The organism is Pseudomonas koreensis, assembly GCF_036668835.1.
GTDB classification, from domain to species: Bacteria; Pseudomonadota; Gammaproteobacteria; order Pseudomonadales; family Pseudomonadaceae; genus Aquipseudomonas; species Aquipseudomonas koreensis_I.
In genome coordinates, this window is sequence record NZ_JAZEVW010000002.1 from 428,263 (window position 1) to 449,925 (window position 21,663).

Here is a 21,663-nt window from a genome sequence, read left to right on the forward strand (position 1 = left end):
GGCTGCGATTCTACCGTTATGACGTCCGTACCAACATGAGCGATATTCATGAAAAAGCCTGACATGCTCCAAAAGCGCACAGGTTTGTTATGATCCCGCTCCTTCGTAATGGTCTTTTCGAGTAGTCCACATGTCCGATCGCAGCGTCCGCCTTCAAGCTCTCAAGCAAGCCCTCAAAGAGCGCATCCTGATTCTCGACGGCGGGATGGGCACGATGATCCAGAGCTACAAGCTCGAAGAGCAGGATTATCGCGGCAAGCGCTTTGCCGACTGGCCGAGTGACGTCAAGGGCAACAACGACCTGCTGGTGATCACCCGTCCGGACGTAATCGGCGGCATCGAAAAGGCTTATCTCGACGCCGGTGCCGACATTCTCGAAACCAACACCTTCAACGCCACACGCATTTCCATGGCCGACTACGGCATGGAGGAACTGGCCTACGAGTTAAACGTAGAAGGCGCACGCCTGGCCCGCAAGGTTGCTGATGCCAAGACCGCCGAGAACCCGGCCAAGCCGCGCTTTGTCGCCGGCGTACTCGGCCCGACCAGTCGCACCTGCTCGCTGTCGCCCGACGTCAACAACCCCGGCTACCGCAACGTCACGTTCGATGAGTTGGTGGAAAACTACACCGAAGCCACCAAAGGCCTGATCGAGGGCGGCGCCGACCTCATCCTGATCGAAACCATTTTCGACACCCTGAATGCCAAAGCGGCGATCTTCGCCGTGCAGGGCGTGTTCGAAGAACTGCATCTCGAGCTGCCGATCATGATTTCCGGGACCATTACCGATGCGTCCGGGCGTACCCTGTCGGGGCAGACCACCGAGGCATTCTGGAACTCGGTGGCCCACGCCAAGCCGATTTCCGTAGGCCTGAACTGCGCGCTCGGCGCCAGTGAGTTGCGCCCGTACCTGGAAGAGCTGTCGAACAAGGCCAGCACCCACGTGTCCGCGCACCCGAACGCCGGCCTGCCAAACGAATTCGGCGAGTACGACGAACTGCCGTCGGAAACCGCCAAGGTCATCGAAGAATTCGCCCAGAGCGGCTTTCTCAACATCGTCGGCGGTTGCTGCGGCACTACGCCAGGCCACATTGAAGCCATCGCCAAAGCCGTCGCCGGTTACGCGCCGCGGCAGATTCCGGACATTCCCAAGGCTTGCCGCCTCTCGGGTCTGGAACCGTTCACCATTGATCGCAGCTCACTGTTCGTCAACGTCGGCGAGCGCACCAACATCACCGGCTCGGCCAAGTTCGCCCGGCTGATTCGCGAAGACAATTACACCGAAGCCCTCGAAGTCGCTCTGCAGCAGGTTGAGGCCGGCGCGCAGATCATCGACATCAACATGGACGAGGGCATGCTCGATTCGAAGAAGGCCATGGTGACCTTCCTCAATCTGATTGCCGGCGAACCGGACATCTCGCGCGTGCCGATCATGATCGACTCGTCGAAATGGGAAGTGATCGAAGCCGGCCTCAAATGCATTCAGGGCAAGGGCATCGTCAACTCGATCAGCATGAAAGAAGGCGTCGAGCAGTTCATCCATCACGCCAAACTGTGCAAACGCTACGGCGCTGCGGTGGTGGTGATGGCCTTCGACGAAGCCGGTCAGGCCGACACCGAAGCGCGCAAAAAGGAAATCTGCAAACGCTCCTACGACATTCTGGTCAACGAAGTCGGCTTCCCGCCGGAAGACATCATCTTCGACCCGAACATTTTCGCTGTGGCCACCGGCATCGAGGAACACAACAACTACGCGGTCGACTTCATCAACGCCTGCGCCTACATCCGCGATGAACTGCCCTACGCCCTGAGCTCCGGCGGCGTGTCCAACGTGTCGTTCTCGTTCCGCGGCAACAACCCGGTGCGCGAAGCGATCCATTCGGTGTTCCTGCTGTATGCGATCCGCGCCGGCCTGACCATGGGCATCGTCAACGCCGGTCAGCTGGAGATCTACGACCAGATCCCGGTCGAGCTGCGCGACGCTGTTGAAGATGTGATACTCAATCGCACGCCGGAAGGTACCGACGCCCTCCTCGCCATCGCTGACAAATACAAGGGCGACGGCAGCGTCAAGGAAGCCGAGACCGAAGAGTGGCGCAACTGGGACGTCAACAAGCGTCTGGAGCATGCGCTGGTCAAGGGCATCACTACGCACATCGTCGAAGACACCGAAGAATCGCGCCAGTCGTTTGCGCGCCCGATCGAAGTGATCGAAGGCCCGCTGATGTCCGGCATGAACATCGTTGGCGACCTGTTCGGCGCCGGTAAAATGTTCCTACCGCAAGTGGTGAAATCCGCTCGCGTGATGAAACAGGCCGTGGCGCACCTGATCCCGTTCATCGAACTGGAAAAAGGCGACAAACCGGAAGCCAAAGGCAAGATCCTCATGGCCACGGTCAAGGGCGACGTGCACGACATCGGCAAGAACATCGTCGGCGTGGTGCTCGGCTGCAACGGCTATGACATCGTCGACCTCGGCGTAATGGTCCCGGCGGAGAAAATCCTCCAGGTCGCCAAGGAAGAGAAATGCGACATCATCGGCCTCTCTGGCCTGATCACGCCGTCGCTGGATGAAATGGTCCATGTCGCGCGCGAAATGCAGCGTCAGGACTTTTACCTGCCGCTGATGATCGGTGGTGCGACCACCTCCAAAGCGCATACCGCGGTGAAGATCGAGCCGAAGTACAGCAACGATGCCGTGGTTTACGTGACAGACGCCTCCCGCGCCGTGGGTGTGGCGACGCAGTTGCTGTCCAAGGAACTGAAGGCCGGTTTCGTCGAAAAGACCCGACTGGAATACATCGACGTGCGTGAGCGCACCTCGAACCGCAGCGCCCGCACCGAGCGCCTGAGCTACGCCGCCGCCATCGCCAAGAAACCGCAGTTCGACTGGGCCAGCTATCAGCCGGTGAAGCCGACTTTCACTGGCAGCAAAGTGCTCGACAACATCGATCTCAAGGTGCTGGCCGAATACATCGACTGGACGCCGTTCTTCATTTCCTGGGATCTGGCCGGCAAGTTCCCGCGCATCCTCGAAGACGAAGTGGTCGGTGAAGCCGCCACCGCGCTGTACAAGGACGCGCAGGAAATGCTCGCCAAGCTGATCGACGAGAAGCTGATCAGTGCCCGTGCGGTGTTCGGTTTCTGGCCGGCCAATCAGGTGAATGAAGACGACATCGAGCTGTACGACGATAACGGCAAGCCGCTGGCCAAGCTGCATCATTTGCGCCAGCAGATCATCAAGACCGACGGCAAACCGAACTTCTGCCTCGCCGACTTCGTCGCACCGAAGGACAGCGAAGTGACCGACTACGTCGGCGGTTTCATCACCACGGCCGGTATCGGCGCCGAAGAAGTGGCCAAGGCCTATCAGGACGCGGGCGACGATTACAACTCGATCATGGTCAAGGCGCTGGCCGACCGTCTGGCCGAGGCTTGCGCCGAGTGGCTGCACCAGCAGGTGCGCAAAGAGCACTGGGGTTACGCCAAGGATGAAACGCTCGACAACGAAGCGCTGATCAAAGAGCAATATCGCGGCATCCGCCCGGCGCCCGGCTATCCAGCCTGCCCGGATCACACCGAGAAGGCTGCGCTGTTCACCCTGCTCGATCCTGAAGCGGCCCAAATGCGTGCCGGACGCAGCGGCGTGTTCCTCACCGAACACTACGCGATGTTCCCGGCAGCAGCGGTCAGCGGCTGGTACTTCGCCCATCCGCAGGCGCAGTATTTTGCCGTGGGCAAGATCGACAAGGACCAGGTGCAAAGCTATACCGCTCGCAAGGGCCAGGACCTGAGCGTGACCGAGCGCTGGCTGGCACCGAACCTGGGCTACGACAACTAAATTACGACAAGTAAGTTACGACAGACAAGGCGCGCAAGGCCCGGGTGCAGCTTGCTCCCGGGCCTTGTCATTCATCCGCTCACGGGCGCCATGATGGGCCGGGCTGCGGTGAAGAAGGAGCAGGTTGTGCCGCGCCTTCGCCCACCGGCGCCATACTCTGCATTTGCGCGCGAGACAGTTCTATCAACTTTTCAATGCGCGCTTCCGCCAGTTCGATCTCCAGTGCCGCCATCGCCTCCAGGTAACGGTTACGAGTCGCCTCGTTATCGTTTTTGTCCGGGTAGAGGTCCTCGACCTCCTCCTGACGCCGGCTCGCGTTGCTTTCAAGTGTCTCGAAAACCTCGGGGTTGCGTTCGCGCAAATAGCGAATCCAGTAATCGCGACCGATCAGATCTTCCAGAAACCTGTCCGACGCTTCGTCAGCGAGAACGGCTGCACGCGCGTCGAGCAATCGCTGCCCGCGAATCGGTGTGGCGTACAGCATGTGCTCAGGTTGTGCTGGCAATTCCAGGCCATCGGGCCAGCCGCGAATCATGCCGATGCGGTATTGCAGGCGGACTTCCGCGCGGTCCTTGTTCCGGGCAGCGGCTTCGGCCAGTCGGTCGACCCTTTCCAGACGAAACAGGCGTCGGGTCAGATCAAGCAAGGCTCTGCCACGCTGCTCCGGGCGCTGCCGCGGAACGTCGCGCAGGGCGTTGTATTCATAGACGCGGGTTTCCAGCTCGCTGAACGACAGGATCCGGCCATCGCCGCAGGTACCGTGGGTTTCGGCATTGAGAAACAACAGGTCACGCAGTTCGGCGTTTTCCGTGGCGGCCTCGATGACTTGCCACACCCGATGGGTCAGATCGGCGCCGGACAACCTGAATTCGAGAGTATCGGGCAAGGTCGAGAGCAAATGGAAGAACGACTCATGATTGACCTGCCCGGCCAATTGTTGCCATAACGCTTGCCGCGCGGCACGCGCATCTGCATGCGTGAACGTCATCCAGGTTTCCATCGCCGGCGGCGCCACGTCCTGGGCCGGATCGGCAATCACCTCCGCTGCCTCCACACCGGCATGCGTATCCATGCGCCTGGCACCGCCATCGCCTGGGCCACTCGGGTCATCACTGTCGTCGCTATCGGAATCCGAGCCCGGGTCTGATCCGGAACCACTATCCGAGGTGCTCACACGCTCGTCGATCAAACCTTGCACAGATTCCGGCGTGTACCCCATTACGTTACCGCCACCCTGCGCGGCGCTGTAATCCCTGAGTTGCTCCAGTGCGTTAAGCGACAGCGAGTTATCCGACAAATCAGCACCCGCCACGAGCCGCTCATGGTTGCCGCCCAACAGCCGGTCCGGGAAGACCATGATGTTGTTGTCCGACAGGTCGAGCTTTTGCAGATGCGCCAGTTCGAGCACGCCGCCCGGCCAGAAATCCAGACCGTTGTGGCTGAGGTTGAGGGTTTCCAGACGGCTGAAGGCGGCGGCGTCGAATTCTTCCAGCTGATTGTGACTGAGGTCGAGCCAGCGCAGCCGCGTCCCGCTCGCGTGTTGATACACAGTCTGCGCGAGGGCCAAGCGATTACCGCTCAATTCCAGACGTTCCAGACGGTTCAGACGACCGACCGCTTCCGGCAGCCGTTCCAGCGCATTGCCGTTGAGTCTCAGTGTGGTCAGCTCAGGGAACGCCGGGCAAAAGAGGTTGAAGCTATCGACTGAAAACTTTGCCCCGGTCAGATCCAGTGTTCGCACATGGGAAAACAGGGTCGACAACGCAGGCAGCTCATGCATGGTCCCGGCTGCAAGGCTCAGCGTCTGTCCGGCGGACTCGGTGTGCGCCGTGAGACCATCCCGCCAGCAAGTGCGAATCCTCGTCGCGTCAAAGAGCCTCGAGGACGACGGCGCCCTTTCACCAAACCCTTGCGTCGCGCCGAAAATCCAGCCGTTCAACTCACGCGTCAGCGTCTCGTTACTGGCTCGCCACTGGTTCAGCCTGTCCGCCACTTGCTCAGCGGACAGGCCTTCATCGCGCAATCGCGCAACGCTGACTTGCGCTTGTTCAAGCGTCAGCGAGGGAAATATCTCCAGCACACGGGCGCTCATGTCGGCGCCGCTGCCGAGTGCAGAGGCCGGCGGCAGCGGTAACAGCTGACCCGCGCGATCCAGCGCGCTTTCCTGCGGGGTCGCGATTGAACCAGGCAATGGCGCGGCTTGCGCGTCGAACCGTTGCAAGGCGCCTTCGGGCAAACCGATGGTCATTTCTATCCGGCCCTGCGCCGTTTTCAGCGCCGCTGCGCCGGTGACATTGAAGCGGTTGTTGAGCAAGCGGGTCTTGAGCAGCACAGTGTCGTTGGCAAGCACATCCTCTGGAAGCGACCCGATGGTGTTATGACGCAAATCCAGCAGTTGCAAACGCGGCAGGCTTTGCGCCCCTGTCGGCCATTGATTGAATCCATTGGAGCTGAGGTTCAGCGTCTTGAGCCCGGTCAGGCGAGAAACGTCCAGCGTGTCCAGCTGATTGAGCCGGGCATTGAGATGTTCCAGTTTACTCAGCGCATCGAATTGGGCCTGAACGTCAGGGGTAACGATGATACGGTTGAGCGACACGTCCAGCCGTGTCAGTTGCGGGACATCGGCTGGCCGGACCGGCACTTCTGTCAGTCCGCAGGCGGTGACTTCCAGGCTTGTGGTACCACTGAATGCCTGGAGAAAACCGCGAACCTGTTCGATTGGCACATTCAACCGGTCCAGCCGAACGCTTCGCACGTGAGCAAACGTACCGGCTGGCAGTTGGGGCAGTTCACTGACTGCGTCCTCGCCCAGCGTCCATGCAGTGTCAATCACTTCAAACACGCCGGCATCGCCGGTTTCGGCACCGGATGGCAGGTCCATGGCATCGTAGGGACGAACGTCGTCTGGCAAGCGATAACGTCTGCGTATGGCTGCGCGCCAATTCTGTTCCAGCGCGCGCATCACCCGGGCGTTCGCCGGCGTTTGCCAGCGCGCTGCCGGCATCGCTGTACGTAGTTCTCCGGTTGCAGTGGCCTCGTAGAACTGGCGGAAGATTGCGCTGTGCTCGACACGCAGAATCTCCACAGCCTTGAGTCGGGTTTCCGGGGTGTTCCACAGATTCATGATGCGCTCGGGCAACGGATTGATACGCCCCGCTTCACCTGTCAGGAACTGTAGCTCTCCGCCGCAGTAGCTACGAACCATCGAGTCCAGATCAACCAGATGCTGCCACTGCCCCATGTAGTTTTTCACATAGTCGTAAACGGGTTTGAACGCTTCATGGGAAAACTTCGACCAGTCGAGTGACAAGCCCGCCCAGAGTTTTTCGTGCCCGACATAAAGCGTTTGGGGCAGGGAAGCGATGGCGGTCTGGGTCAGATCCAGTCGCTCCAGTTCAGGCAGTTGCTCCACATAAGCCGGCCACTGGGTAAGGCCCGGCGCTTCGATCTTGAGTTTTTTCATGCGCCTGAGGGGAGCCAGGTCCAGGCCAGGCGGCATGCCTGCGCCGCTGGTCAGGTCGAGGTGAAGCTCCTCGACGGCGGTCAACGTACGCAATCGTGTCGACAGATCTGCAGCCATGACCGTGGCTTGCGTTCTGAACTTGAGCTTCTTCAGCGCGGACATTCGCGTCACGGTCAAGGGCAGGGTCGTCAGTGCCTGCTCATGCGCCATGTACGTGCCAAACAGACTGCCCCGCTCTCCCAGCGACAGCTTTTGCACATTGGCAAACCGCGCCAGGAATGCGTCTGCATTGGCATCGGTCAAACCGTTGCCACCAATCGAAAGCTCACGCACATGAGCAAAGTCGGCGGTCAGTACCGGCAGAGGATCGTAGGTGAGGATCGAGAGTTGATCGGCACCCGCGACCCCAGTAGACAAAGCGTTGCGCCAGCAGGTTTTCAGCGCTTGTGCAGCGCGAAACTTGTGATCGGTACCGGAACGTTCCCAAGGTGCCAGCGTCGATGTCCCCGCCCATTCATCCAGCGTCGCGTTCAGTTGCTCCCACTCACGCCGACGTGCTTGCAACAGCTCGAAAATGGCGCTGTCGTCTTGTCCTGCCCGATATTGTTCGAGAATGAAGCCTTGAACCTGTTCGTAGCTCAGTTGCGGATAAATGTCGCGCACATGAGCGACCAGGTTCTCTTGCACACCCGCGCCGCGTCCGCTGGCGGGATAACCGATCAGCGCAGCGTTCACCCGCACGGGCGGCTTGATCCATTTCACCTGTGGCGCCAGCAGCGCGGGCGCATCTGCTTGATGCTGATCGGCGTAATCGATGATCTTTGTTCGCAACCTGGCGGATTGCCCGACCTCCGGCACTCCAAGGCTGCGTCGCGCCTGATCAGGCAGAGCATGCATGATCGATGAATAAAAATTGTCGCCGTTGCGAGGCAGACTATTGAGCGCCTCCCCGCGCTCGTTGAACGCCTCAAACTGCATGCCTTTCTTGATCAGGTATTTTTTCTCGCCGGCGGTTTCGCTGCCGATGCTGTCAAGCAGCATGCCAGCCTCATGGCCCTCGCGAACTTCGATACGAACGTTGTCCGCCCAACCCGGCAATTGCTCCAGCGTGTGCAATGCCAGGCGTCGGCTGTCCGCCGAAGCGACGTTTTCGCTGCGCAGACCGGCGTACGCCGCCACTTGTCGGCTTTGGCGCGCATACCAGCGTGCCTCTTCCAGCAGGCGCAGCGGCACTCGTTGACCCGCGCCGAGTCGCTCCAGATCATCGAGGCGTGCATGTGCCAACACTGTCTGTGCCGCTGGTTCGCTGAGGCCGGGACAGGCCTTCTGCAAACGCACAACCTGGGGGGCAATGGGGTCCTTCCCCAGATAGATGCTGTCGTAAATCGCCGGCTGACGGGTGTCGGCGTAGTTGGCGATCTGCTTGCCGAACTCTGCCGGCCGGGCATCGCGCACGCGTGCACCCTGCTCTCCCAGGAGCCCGGTGACTTCAGATTCGTCCAGCGCGGCCAGAATATGTGCTGGCAGCTTACCGCTGAGAACATCGGCCCGTGATATCTGAATCGGTGTCTTGACGCCGACATTGCGAAAGCGCCTGACGGAACCATACCTGACGGACTTGCCGGACAATGCCTCGCCGTCGAAGACTTCCAGTACCCGGTTCGCCGGCCAGCGCGGCATTTCGGTGATCAGCGGCAACGCGTAGAGATAAAGGTCGTCGATCGGTTGCGTCCCGCGTAACTGCTCAACGACCCGCGCCGCGTTGCTATCGGCCTGCATGACGCGCATGGCCTGGGTCAACTCCGGTGGTGGCAGCGCAGAATCGATGTGCATCTTGCGCAGGGCGGCGTCGCTGACACCGCTGATATCGGCAGCCTTGAGCAGCTGCGCATCGGAGAAAGCTTCGGTTGCATGGCCGATGCGCCTCAGCAGGGTCAGACGATCCCAGGTGTGTGGGCGCTCCAGCGTATGCCGCCAGGCGCCGTGACCATTGCTGTCGAGCACCGGTTGCCAGGCGTTGGCGTCGCTCGGATGCCTGATCCGCCATTTGCCGATCGAGTCATCGAAAAACTGCTCGTAGGCCTTGCCGCCCTGGCGAATGTAGGTTTTTCCTTCAAACACATGCTGCCCGGCGAGATTTGGCCCGGGGCTATCGGGCAGCGTGACCGCAGACTCGTAAGCTTGCAGGCCGGCTCTCCACAGGCGGGTTTCGCCGTTGGGCAACTGCACCGGCTGCAGCTGTTCAATGACTGGCACAGCCTTGGCACTGGAGATTTTCCGCACCCCAGCCCCTACCCCGGCCATCAACGCAATCTGCGCCAGATTCTCCGCCACATCGATCAGATGATCCTTGGCGGCACGGCGATCGCCCTCACCCCATTCAATCGCGCCCTCAAGGGTTTCATAGAGCAATTGCCCGGCCATCACCACCATCATCACTTCGCCCAGCACCGGCACGAACATCGAGACCATGTTCAAGCCGAGCAGGCCGATCTGCATCAAGTGCGCCAGCCTGGCCTCGCGAGCCTTGACGTCGACATCGTCGGTTGGCACGGCATGGCTTCGAGCGTCGGCCAACACCTTTGCCCGGCTCTCGTTGTAGAGGTACTGCCAGAGGTTCTGATTTTTTTCCCACAACCCACGTTGCCTTTGCAGGAACGCGCCCGGAGCGATGTATGGATCAGGTTCGGGCTCGAGTTTCGCCGCAGGTGGCGGGGGCAACTGCTTGATTCGAGTAAAAGGCGCGCCGGGGCCGAACGAGGTGACGATGCGCCACGGGGAGCGCCAGAAGTCACTGGGTGAATCGCCGGCCTTTCGGGTGAACTGACTGAAATAGTCACCTCGCTGGTCGTACGGCAAAAACTGACTGAGAAAGCGTTGATAGGCAGTCGGTTCAGCGCCCGACGCTGATGGATTGCTTCGAGCCGTGAGTAGCCGCTTGAATTCTTTTTTGTCTTCATCGCCGCGATAGCATTTGAACGGGTGTTCGGGATCGTGAGGGATATAAACAATCCATTCACTGGCGTAGCGGTACTTCTCACTGATGACGAACACTACACAGCCCGTCATTCTTTTTTTCATCAGGCTGAAGTCGCAAAACCACACTGGCTTGTTGCCGACCGAGGGATTGAGCTCGCCCTCGATCACCGAAACGATCATGGCGTAATGCGCAGCTTCGATGTCCTTCGTCAGCAAAGCCTGCTCGGCAGCAGCGCGCATTGTCGCTTTCTGGCTGGCAATGAAACGCTCGCGCAGTACCGCCTCCGCCACAGGGTCCGCGGGATGAAAGAATGACTGCAGCCAGGTCTGATATTGCTTGCCAATGTCCAGACGGCGACACAGTCCAAGGAACTGGCTGACCGAGATCGCAAGGCTCATGGCCTCATAGTTGCCGGCTTCCGTCGTTGCCACGACAAATCCGGAGGTGGCGTGGTAAGCACCCTGGCTACACTCCCAGGCTTCGAAGTTATGCAGCGCGGCCTCCAGCAATGACAATTTGAGCACTTCGAACGAGTCCACCTCTACTTCCAGAACGCTGATCTCCAGCGGCCGGCGCAGGCACAGCAGGGTCTGGTCAACGTCCACTTGCAGCTGATACTCGTCCGCAAGGGCCTTGATCAGCAAAGGCCTGGCAAAGGCTTCGACCTGCTGAACCGTCGCCATGCTTTTATCCAGGCTGTTCTGCGCAACAACGCTGGCCTTGAAGGTGTCGCGCAACGTCTGGCGCTGGGTCGGCGTCGCGTTCTGAAACCAGGATGGCAGCGCAGTTGTGACGCCCTTGAACGCCTCGCGTCGTTGCGCTGAGGCGTTGGTCAACCAGGCAGGGATCGATTTCTCAAGGAAGTGGCCGTGCAGGCTTTGCGTCGCTTTCGGTGTTGCAGGGAGCGCGAGCGAAGCAGGTTGCTTCGCCTGCGCAGTGAGTGATGTCGGGTTCATGATTGCTCCTTATGGGGAAACAATCAGCAGACCATGTCAGGCCATTGCGTCTGCGGTATCCGGATATGGCAGGGTTGGAGATGCGTAACCGGATACGTCACCAGCCCCGGCACGTCACTGCGACTCGATGCCCTTTCACGGTCGCGATGACGGCCCAGGTGTCGGCGACAGACGACCGGGCAGCTCGGACTCACCGGCAAAGCTCTGCAGATCGGTGATCACCTGTCGCGTCAGTGCTATCTGCTTCTGCCGGCGCCGCGCCTCCATGGTCCTGCCCAGACCCTCAAGTTCCTGATCGTACTGTTGCTTGTTGATTTCACCCCCCGCGAGCCGCTCGTCCAGCACGGTCCAAAGCTGCTCACGCTGCGCATCGATCTCTACGTCGATCGCGCGCGTCTCCTGCGGGTAGCGCTCGCGCAGATAAGCATTCCAGTAATCCCGTTCGACCATGCTCGCCGGTAGCGCGTCCGTCTGCTCCGCTTCCAGGATCGAAGCGCGAATCTGCGTCAGGAGTTCATCGCTCAGTGGCGCGTCGTACAGCATGTAGGCCGGTTGGCCGGGCAATTCGATACCGTCGCCCCAGCCACGGGTCAAACGGATGCGGTATTTCAGGCGTACCTCGGCGCGGTCCATGCCGTGTCCTGCGGCCTCGGCCAGCACTTCCAACCGCTCCAGACGAAACAACTGCCGGGAAAGACGCAACAGTGCCCGACCCCGTAGCGCTGCCCTGTTCAACGGAACGTCGTGCAAGGTGCGATACACCGCAACGCGTACCTGCATATCACTGAAGGTCAGAATCCGTCCGTCCACGCAAGTGCCATGGGTTTCAGCGCCCGCGAACAACAGCTGTCGCAACTCGGTATTTTCCGTGGCGGCCTGCACGACGTCCCACATTCTTCGGGTGAGATCCGCCGGTATCAATCGAAAATCCTCGGTGTCGCGCAACAGCCGCAGCAACTGGAAAAACCGCTCATGATCCGGTTCGCGCGCCAACTGCGCCCAGGCTGTACGTCTTTGTGACTCCACTTGCGGGCTGCTGTGCTTCAGCCAGGGCTCCAGCGATCCTGGCGCTACGTCGATGGCTGGGTCAAAAACGTCTTCCACAGACTCTACGGCTGCGTGCGGGTCATGCGTGGCGGTATTCGTTGCATCGCCGGTGGGCTCGGCGACACCGACAGGGTCAGGCAGAACACGTGCATCGATCATGCTGTTGATGCTTGTGCGTGATATTCCCAGCACGTGAGTCGATGACTGTTCGCGGGCGTAGCGGCGCAAATCCTGCAACGCGGCAAGAGACAAGTGCTGGTTCCCGGACAAATCAGTCCCATGGATCAAAGATTCGTGCGTGCCATTGAACAGATCAACCGGGATGTCGACAATCTCGTTGCCGCTCAGGTTCAAGTTGCGCAGCCGTGGTGCCTGCAACACGCCGACCGGCCATTCGGTCAGGCGGTTGTAACGCAGATCCAGGGTCTCGATGACGCCAAAATCGGGCGGATTGAATACGCGCAGTTCGTTGTATCCGATATCCAGCCGGCGAAGACGCCCGCGAAAAACCAACGGATAAAGGCTCGTCGCGCTGTGGAGATCGCAATATTGCATGTCCAGACGTTCCAGATGACGCATCCGTAACACCGGGGCAGGCAAAGACGTCAGGGCGTTGCCACCGATATACAAGGTATCGAGAGAGGGAAAGGCATTGAGAAAACCGTCGGAGCCCTGCACGGTCATCCCCACCCCGTTCAGATCCAGCGTGGTCACCGCCGCAAGCTGCACAGCGAGCGCTGGCAAGTCACCTGTCTCACGCCCTTCGAGCTCAAGCTCCAGCCCCGGCCTGCGGGAGGTTTCCGTGAGCCCGTCGAGCCATGCATCGCGGATTCTTCGCGCCGCAAACGAACGGTTTTGTGCGTTGATCTGCAGCCGGTCCGTGCGTATCTCGCGGATGTACAGCCAGTCATTCAACTGACGGACCAAACCCTCACAAGACCGATGCCAGACGTTGATTTGTGCTTCGATTCGCGCCTCACTCCAGCCCGTCGCCCGCCAGTTGTTCACGCAAGGCTCAGCCCGTGCGTGAGGCATGATCGTGCTCAGGCGTTGCACGTTCGCCGAAGCCAAAGCGTCATCGGGCAATACGGCCATCTGCTCTGGAAGCGGCAGCAGCAAATCGATCAATGACCAACCCGTTTCCGCCAAAGGAAATGGTTCCGGTACCGGTTGCGCCGCGAAGCGATGCAACGTGCCCTGTTGCAATCCCCTTTGCTGCTCGACTCGCAGCAGCGCCGCGTTAAATCCAGCTTCGCCGTCAAGGCTGAAAAGATTACCGCTCAAATTGGTTCGCATCAGTATGTCGGGATGCGACAGCACAGACGGCGGCAAGATCGCGATACGATTGTCGCGTAAATCCAGCCAGGCCAATCGCCGCAGGCGTTCGGTGCCGCCGGGCCACGTTTGCAGTGAGGACGACCGTAAATTCAAGGCACGCAAGCGACTCAAAGCGCCGACATCGATGTCATGAAGTGGGTTATGACTCAGATTCAATCGTCTCAGACGCTGCAATCCATTGATCTGCCGCTGCACGAGCGGCGTTACCACGATGCTGTTGCCTGACACATCGAGGTGCGTCAGCGCTGGCAACGCGTCCGCGGTAAAAGGCAGTTCGGTAAAGGTCGCACCTGTGATTTCAAGGCTTTCGACCTGATTGAATGCACGGAAAAAGCTGCGGGCCTGTTCGAGCGGCACATCCAGCCGCGCCAAACGCAATGTGCGCACGTGCGCAAAACTGCCGGTCGGCAGCGACGGCAGCTCGGTGAGCAGTTCAGCCTGCGCTGACAACGAGGACGGCGTTCGCGCCCCAGGCAATTCGAACGTTTCGACGCTGGCCGGCAGGCCATAGCGCCGACGAATCGTGCCATGCCAACTGACTCTCAGCGAATTGAGCATGTCGGCGTTGCGCCCTGTCGACCAACGCCGTCGGGGGGCTGCATAGCGTGTTCCGTGGCGCAGGGCGGGGGCGTAGAACTGAGCGAATACAGCTTCGTATTCGGCGCGAAGATCCTCGATCGCCTCAATTCGCGTTTCAGGTGTCGCCCAGGCGCCGTAAAAGGCTTCGGCCAAAGGATCAGCCTGACCGGGCCTGATCGCCATGGCGTCCAGCTCCGCAGCGCAGAACTCACGGACCATCTGATGCACATCAAGCAGATGACCAAAAGGGCCGGAGTATTGGCTGACATAGTCGTAAGCGCGCCTGAAGGTAGCCGGAGTGACTCGTGACCAATCCAGCGACAACCCGGCCCAGAGTTGTTCGTGCTCGTGATAAAGCGACTCCGGCAAGGTTTCAATCAACGTGTTGGTCAAATCCAGACGCCCAAGCCGCCGAAGCCGTTCGACGTAGGCAGGCCATCGCCACAAGGCGCGCGGCGCGTTTATGCGTAAGGTGTGCAGTTGCGTCAGCGGCTCGAGATCGAGCCCGTGGAGTGTGGTTGCGTCGGTTCCCGAATAGTCGATGTGCAGCGTTTCCAGCGACGTAAGCGCCCTGAGTCTGGGGGCGAGGGTCGGCGCCAGCAAAGGCGCATCGGTGGCGAAGCGCAGGCGGGTCAATCGCGGCAATTGTCCGACTGCCAGTGGCAGCGTCGTCAGCGGCCGGGCCATGGATCTGCGGTGATAAACCGGCCCCGGCTCGCCGATCGACAAATCGGTGAGGTTCGGAAAAGCTGCCAGGAAGCCATCAGCATTGGCGTCCGTCACGCCGATGCCCGTCAGCGACAGTTCGCGCACATGATCGAAGCGAGTGCTCAGCCCCGGCAGCGAGGTGTCGAAAATCAAAGACAGCCGCGCAACATCGGCAATCTGTCCGGCCAAGGGTGCATTGCGCCAAGCGTCTCGTAACGCCTGAGCCACGTGCGTGCGGCGCTGTGCAGTCTGGCTGTCGGTCGGGCCCGCCTGCCACTGATCGAGGGTGGTGTTGAGGGTGTCCCAATCCTGCTGACGCGTTTGCAACTCAGCGTAGATCTGCATGTCGTTACGGCCTCGTTGCTGTGCGAAGAATGCATCGGCCTGCTGCCGTTGGGGATACAACTGCGTGACTCGCGACTCCAGCGAAGGATTGAACCCCCTGCCCCGACCACTTGCATAATAGCCATGCAACCTCTCAGCAACCCGCACCGGCGGTTTGAACCATTTGGCTTTGGTTTCAAGCACGCGCGCAGCTTCACGTCGATGAGCATGCGCTGACTCAATGATCCGGTGTTGCAGTTCACTGCCGCTGTGGCCGTCATGCAGCCCCAACATCCCACGCAGCTCATCGGTCAAGGCGTACATGAGCGAACGGTAAAAGCTGTCCTCGACTCTGTGCACCCGGTTGAGCGCTACTCCATGTTCATCGAATGCCTGGTAAAAAGGCCCGTTCTTTACCAGATAGCGTTTAACCGCGGCGGTCGGTTCGCCAATGCTGTCGAGCAAGGCGCCGGCAGTGCTGCCTTCGCGAACCTCCAGACGCAGCGTCGAAGGCCATTCCGGCAATTGCTCAAGGGCAAACAATGCCAGCCGCCGACTCGCTGCCGAGGCTAGATTCTCACTGTGCAACCCGGCAAAAGCGCGGGTCTGGCGCCCTTGGCGAGCATGCCAGCGGGCCTCTTCGAGCAGTTTGAGCGGCGAACGCCCGGTCGCATCCATGTGGTTCAATTGCGCCGACGTTGCGTGATCAAGCACGTCCTGTGCGGCTGTCTCGCCGAGACCGGGACACTCTCGCTGGAGGATACGCGCGGGACCGCTCACCGGTTGGGTGCCGCTGTAAAGGCTGTCAAAAATCGCTGCCTGGCGCGTGTAAGCATATTCGGCGAGCCGCCGCATGAACTCGTCAGGCCTTGCGGGTCGAAATTGCGCGACTCCGCTGCCCAACAGATGAATGATTTCATTTTCCTCCAGCGCTGCGAGGATGCGTGCCGGCATCTCGCCATTCAGTAATTGCGCCCGACTTAAGCGGATCAATGGTTTTTGGCCAGTTTCAGCACCCGGATCTAACGCCCCATAGCTGATCGACTGTGCCGCGCTCTCCGACCCGGTAACGATTTCCAACACCCGACCGGGCGGCCAGTTCGGCATTTCGGGGATCAATGGCAATGCGTACAGAAACCGATCATCGATCGCTCTTGCGCCGCGCAATTGCTCGATCATCTGCCGCGCACCGGCGTCCGCCTCGAACAAGTTGATGGCGTCGCGCAATTCGGGCGGTGGCGGCAGATCGTCCATGTGCATCTTGCGCAACGTGTTGTCACTGACACCGCTGATATCGGCCAGCATCAGCAATTTTTCATCGCTGAAGCCGTCGGCGACATGCCCCATGCGCCGCAGCAACGTCAGGCGCTCCCACGCCATTGGCTGCTCGGACACCAGACGCCACGCGCCGTGGCCGTTATGCGTGAGTGCCGGCCGGTATGCGTTGGGGTCAGTGGGATGTTGCAGTCGCCATTGCGCGGTCGAGAGATCGAAAACCTGCTGATACAGCTTTCCTTCGTGACGAATGCAGGTCTTGCCATCAATCCGGTACTGCCCCATCTGGTTGGGGGCCGACGACGGGGCCAGGTCAATGTTTTGCTCATAACCATCGAAGGCGGGCTTCCACAGACGCGTCTGGCCGTTGGGCAGCGTGACGGGATGCAGATGCTCGATGACCGGCTCCGCTTTCACGGTCGTGAGCTTCTTGACGACCACGCCGCCGGCGGCCATCAAGCCAATCTGGGCAAGGTTTTCAGCGACGTCTACCAGGTGCGCCTTGGCGGCATGCCGATCGCCCTCACTCCATTCAACGACGCCCTCGATCGTTTCAAACAAAAGCTGTCCAGCCATTACCACCAGCATGATCTCGCCCAGCACCGGTACGAAGATCGAGGCCGTATTCAACAGCAGCATGCCGTATTGCAGCAAACCGGCAAGTTTTGCATCGCGTGCCTTGGCATCGATGTCACGGGTGGGAACCGCATGGGCGCGGGCGTCGCCGAACACCTTGTCCCGGTGTTTCTCGTAAAGGTATTGCCAAAGGTCGGCGTTGGGTTGCCATGGGTACACTTGCCGATGTGGCATTAACGCAGCGGCAACGTAGGGGGCCGGGTCCGGCACCATTTTTGGGTATTTGGGCGAGGTGTTCCAGATTTCGACAAAAGTCAGCGTTGCTTCCAGTATTTTGCGCCAAGGCGACGACGCCCAATCGGCCAGGGAGTCGCCTGATTTGACGAATTGACCGAAGTACCAGGAGCGCTTTTCGTAAGGCAGGAACTGGCTGAAAAAACGCTGATATGCGGTGGGCTCGGTCGTTTGCGCCTGATCCGCGGGGCGAGTGCTCAGCAGCCGCTTGAAGGTGTCGCTCATTTGCGTGCCGGTATAGCGCTTGAGCGGATGCTCGGGATCGTTGGGCACGTAGAGAATGACGGCCTCGACCAGCTGATATTTTTCCGCGATCTTGAACGCCACGCAGCCGACCAGCCTGTGCCGCATGAGGCTCATGTCCTGAAACCACACCGGCTTGTTGTCCAGTCGGGGATGTCTTTCGCCGTTGAGCACCGACAGAATCATCGCGTGGTCCTGGGGACGGATATCTTGCGTCAAGAGCGCCCGCTCGGCCGCGGCGCGCATGGCCGCTTTCTGACTGGCAATGAAGTCGCGGCGCAATGTCACCTCGGCCGTCGGATCGACAGGATGGAAAAAAGTCTTCAGATAAGCCTGGTATTTCGTGCCGATATCCAGATCGCGGCACAGGCTGAGAAAGTTTCTCACCGACACGTTCACCGGTACGGCCGTGTAGGTGCCCGCGGTTGCGGTTACGATCGCAAAACCGGAGCTGCGGTGAAAAGCGCCATACGCACATTCATCACTTTCAAAGTTGTGCAGCGCCGCCTGTAGCATCGGCAGCGTCAGGGATTCGAAAGTGCCAATTTCTTCACCGGTGATCCCCGCGCGTATCGGGCGTTTGAGGCATAACAGGGTCTTGTCGACGTCGACCTCGACCTGAAAACGGGTCTTCAACGCCTGCAACAGTATCGGCCGGGCAAACGCATCGATGTCCTTGAACACCGACATCGTCTTATCCAGCCGCGCTTGTGCCTTGAAGCTGCTGCGAAAACTGGCATGCAACACGTGGCGTTGCGCCAGGGTCGCTCCGGCATACCAGTCAGGCATGACCGAGCGTGCCTGTTTGAGTTCAGCCTTGCGCTGCGACGAAGCGTCAATCAGCCACTGCGGCACTGCACTTTTCAGAAAAGGTCCGTGAAGACTGTCTGTCGCCAACGGTTGGATCGGATCATCCGCAGCTTGCGGATCAGGGGAATCGGGGGACATACATCGCTCCTGTAAATAGAGCGACAGCACATCACCTGAACCGATGCGGTCGACGGTACATAGTTATATGGCCGGGATTAGTTGTAACGGCATATCTGGCGAGTCGAGCTGAGGTATCTGTACACCGTTGGACTATGCTTGTGAGGCAACATCAACCGGAGGGATTTATGGACGATCCAGTCAACAACAAACCGCCGAGCTTCTGGCAGATGCTGCACAGCGTCATGGCAGCGGCTTTTGGCGTGCAAAGCGGCAAAAACCGGGAAAGGGACTTCACCCACGGCAAACCCAGCCACTTCGTGATCATGGGTGTCTTGTTTACGGCGTTGTTCGGCCTGACGCTGTTCGCCATTGTCAAACTGGTGCTGCATCTGGCCGGTGTCTGAAGCCGACATGAGAAACCCGGGCCTTGGCAGAAGCGCCGCGCGGAAATCGGCGAAGCACCGACTGGCACGTGCCCCCGCTAACGACTGGCGTCGAAACAGGCCCGTAATCCCTTACTGATGACTGACCCAGAATACCGCTGTTCCTACGACGAGAATGATCAGGAACAGGATGGCCCACGCATCGACGCTGCTGTCGCTCTTTCTTGCCTTGGTCGGATTGCTCATTGCATCGCCTCTTGTCGGTTTTATCGGTGATTGCAGAAAGACTCGACCACAGTTAAGACGAAGATTGTCCGCACGACAAATGTGGATTAGTTGACAGCGATTCTCGTTAGGCGATTTGGTTCTTTACATATACTCAAACATCACTTTTGCGCATAACTGCAAACGGGTATATTGCCCCGGCTCCGTCAGGGAGTGCGCGGCCGTGCGCGCAGAATTGCAGAGGCACAATCGGACTCCAGCAAGCGAAAACGCAGCGTTTTCCGAGTAGCCCAAAGCCTGAGAACAGGACTTATATGTACGTATACGACGAGTACGATCAGCGGATCATCGAGGACCGCGTCAAGCAGTTCCGTGATCAGACCCGACGCTATCTGGCAGGTGAGCTGAGCGAAGAAGAATTCCGCCCCCTGCGCCTGCAAAATGGCCTGTACATCCAGCGTTTCGCGCCGATGTTGCGTGTGGCCGTGCCGTACGGCCAACTGACCTCGCGTCAGGTGCGCATGATGGCCAAGATTGCCCGCGACTACGACAAGGGCTACGCCCACATCAGTACGCGGCAGAACGTGCAGTTCAACTGGCCTGCGGTCGAAGACATTCCGGACATTCTGGCTGAACTGGCCACCGTGCAGATGCACGCCATCCAGACCAGCGGCAACTGCCTGCGCAACGTCACCACCGACCAGTTCGCCGGTGTCGCCGCCGACGAAGTGATCGACCCGCGCCCCTGGTGCGAAATCGTGCGCCAGTGGACCACGTTCCACCCTGAATTCGCCTACCTGCCGCGCAAATTCAAGATTGCCGTCAACGGTTCGACCAGCGATCGCGCCGCCATTGAGGTTCACGATATCGGTCTCGAGCCGGTGTACAACGCTGCTGGCGAACTGGGCTTCCGCGTGCTGGTCGGCGGTGGCCTCGGTCGTACGCCGGTGGTTGGCGCCTTCATCAACGAGTTCCTGCCGTGGCAGGACCTGTTGAGCTATCTCGACGCCATCCTGCGGGTCTACAACCGCTACGGCCGTCGTGACAACAAGTACAAGGCGCGAATCAAGATCCTCGTTAAAGCGCTTACGCCTGAAGTGTTCGCGCAAAAAGTCGATGCGGAAATGGAGCACCTGCGCGGTGGCCAGACCACATTGACCGAAGCTGAACTGCAGCGTGTGGCCAAGCACTTCGTCGATCCGGACTACAAGGCGCTGGACAACCAGACCGCGCAGTTGGCCGATCTGGACAAAGAGCATCCTGGTTTCGCCCGCTGGCGCAGCCGCAACACCCTGACGCACAAGAAGCCGGGTTATGTGGCCGTGACCCTGTCGCTGAAGCCGACCGGTGTGGCGCCAGGCGACATCACCGACAAGCAGCTCGATGCTGTCGCCGACCTGGCCGAGCGCTACAGCTTCGGTCAGCTGCGCACCTCTCACGAGCAGAACATCATTCTTGCCGACGTTGAGCAGAGCCAGTTGTTCACCCTGTGGGGCGAATTGCGCGAGCAAGGTTTCGCCACGCCGAACATTGGTTTGCTGACCGATATCATCTGCTGCCCTGGCGGTGATTTCTGCTCGCTGGCCAACGCCAAGTCGATCCCGATCGCCGAATCGATCCAGCGTCGTTTCGACGATCTCGACTACCTGTTCGATATCGGTGAACTGGACCTGAACATCTCCGGTTGCATGAACGCCTGTGGTCACCACCACGTCGGCCATATCGGCATCCTCGGTGTGGACAAGAAAGGCGAAGAGTTCTATCAGGTTTCCCTCGGTGGCAGCGCCAGCCGTGACGCCAGCCTGGGCAAGATCCTCGGCCCGTCCTTCGCTCAGGACGCCATGCCTGACGTGATTTCGAAGCTGATCGACGTGTACGTTGAACAACGCACCGAAGACGAGCGCTTCATCGACACCTATCAGCGTATTGGCATCGACCTCTTCAAGGAACGCGTCTATGCAGCGAATCATTAAGAACAACGAAGTCGTCGACGAAACCTGGCACCTGCTGCCCAAGGATTTCAACATCGACGAGATCAGCAACTGCGACGACCTGATCGTTCCGCTGCAGATTTGGCGCGAGCACAGCCGCATGCTCAAGGCCCGCGACGGCGGTCTGGGAGTCTGGCTGGATGCTGATGAAGAAGCCGAAGAGATCGGCGAGGACGTCAATGAGTTTCAGGTAATCGCCCTGAACTTCCCGGCTTTCACCGACGGCCGTAGTTACTCCAACGCGCGCCTGCTGCGTGACCGCTATGGCTTCAAAGGTGAGCTGCGGGCGATTGGCGACGTGCTGCGCGATCAACTGTTCTACATGCATCGCTGTGGTTTCGACGCCTTTGCCATTCGCGCCGACAAAGACCCGTACGAAGCACTGGAAGGTCTCAAGGATTTCTCGGTGACCTACCAGGCCGCGACCGACGAACCGCTGCCGCTGTTCCGTCGCCGTTAAGCCTCAGAGCTTTTGCTGCGCACATAAAAACGCCGGTCATGTGACCGGCG

The 21,663-nt window shown here is 59.8% G+C and carries 6 protein-coding genes; 4 read left to right on the forward strand and 2 right to left on the reverse strand.

Annotated elements, in window-relative coordinates; genetic code table 11:
• Nucleotides 1-130: 130 nt before the first annotated feature.
• The gene (gene metH, locus V6F91_RS07025) at nucleotides 131-3,841 is read left to right on the forward strand and encodes a methionine synthase (protein WP_332763182.1); all 3,711 of its coding nucleotides are present in this window, start codon (nucleotides 131-133) and stop codon (nucleotides 3,839-3,841) included.
• Nucleotides 3,842-3,920: 79 nt separating this feature from the next.
• Here metH and V6F91_RS07030 read toward each other — a convergent pair whose 3' ends face one another.
• Both V6F91_RS07030 and V6F91_RS07035 read right to left on the reverse strand, forming a co-directional pair.
• Nucleotides 3,921-11,240 carry an NEL-type E3 ubiquitin ligase domain-containing protein gene (locus tag V6F91_RS07030; RefSeq protein ID WP_332763183.1) on the reverse strand — a complete coding sequence of 2,440 codons (7,320 nt, stop codon included), beginning with the start codon at nucleotides 11,238-11,240 and terminating at the stop codon, nucleotides 3,921-3,923.
• A 135-nt stretch (nucleotides 11,241-11,375) separates the two neighbouring features.
• Nucleotides 11,376-18,572: an NEL-type E3 ubiquitin ligase domain-containing protein gene (locus tag V6F91_RS07035; protein WP_332763184.1), complete on the reverse strand. Its 7,197-nt coding sequence runs from the start codon at nucleotides 18,570-18,572 to the stop codon at nucleotides 11,376-11,378.
• Between the two features lie 167 nt (nucleotides 18,573-18,739).
• On the opposite strand from V6F91_RS07035, the gene V6F91_RS07040 reads away from it, so the two are divergent.
• The 3 genes from V6F91_RS07040 to V6F91_RS07050 all read left to right on the forward strand — a co-directional run bounded on the left by V6F91_RS07040 (nucleotide 18,740) and on the right by V6F91_RS07050 (nucleotide 21,613).
• Complete coding sequence (locus V6F91_RS07040; RefSeq protein ID WP_332763185.1) at nucleotides 18,740-18,958, forward strand: DUF2970 domain-containing protein; 219 nt, start codon at nucleotides 18,740-18,742, stop codon at nucleotides 18,956-18,958.
• A 518-nt stretch (nucleotides 18,959-19,476) separates the two neighbouring features.
• On the forward strand, nucleotides 19,477-21,135 hold the full coding sequence (locus tag V6F91_RS07045) for a nitrite/sulfite reductase (protein ID WP_332763186.1): 1,659 nt from the start codon (nucleotides 19,477-19,479) through the stop codon (nucleotides 21,133-21,135).
• Entirely contained in the window at nucleotides 21,119-21,613 is a 495-nt protein-coding gene (locus V6F91_RS07050; RefSeq protein ID WP_332763187.1) for a DUF934 domain-containing protein, read from the forward strand. The genes V6F91_RS07045 and V6F91_RS07050 overlap by 17 nt, the downstream gene beginning before the upstream one ends.
• Nucleotides 21,614-21,663: the final 50 nt, after the last annotated feature.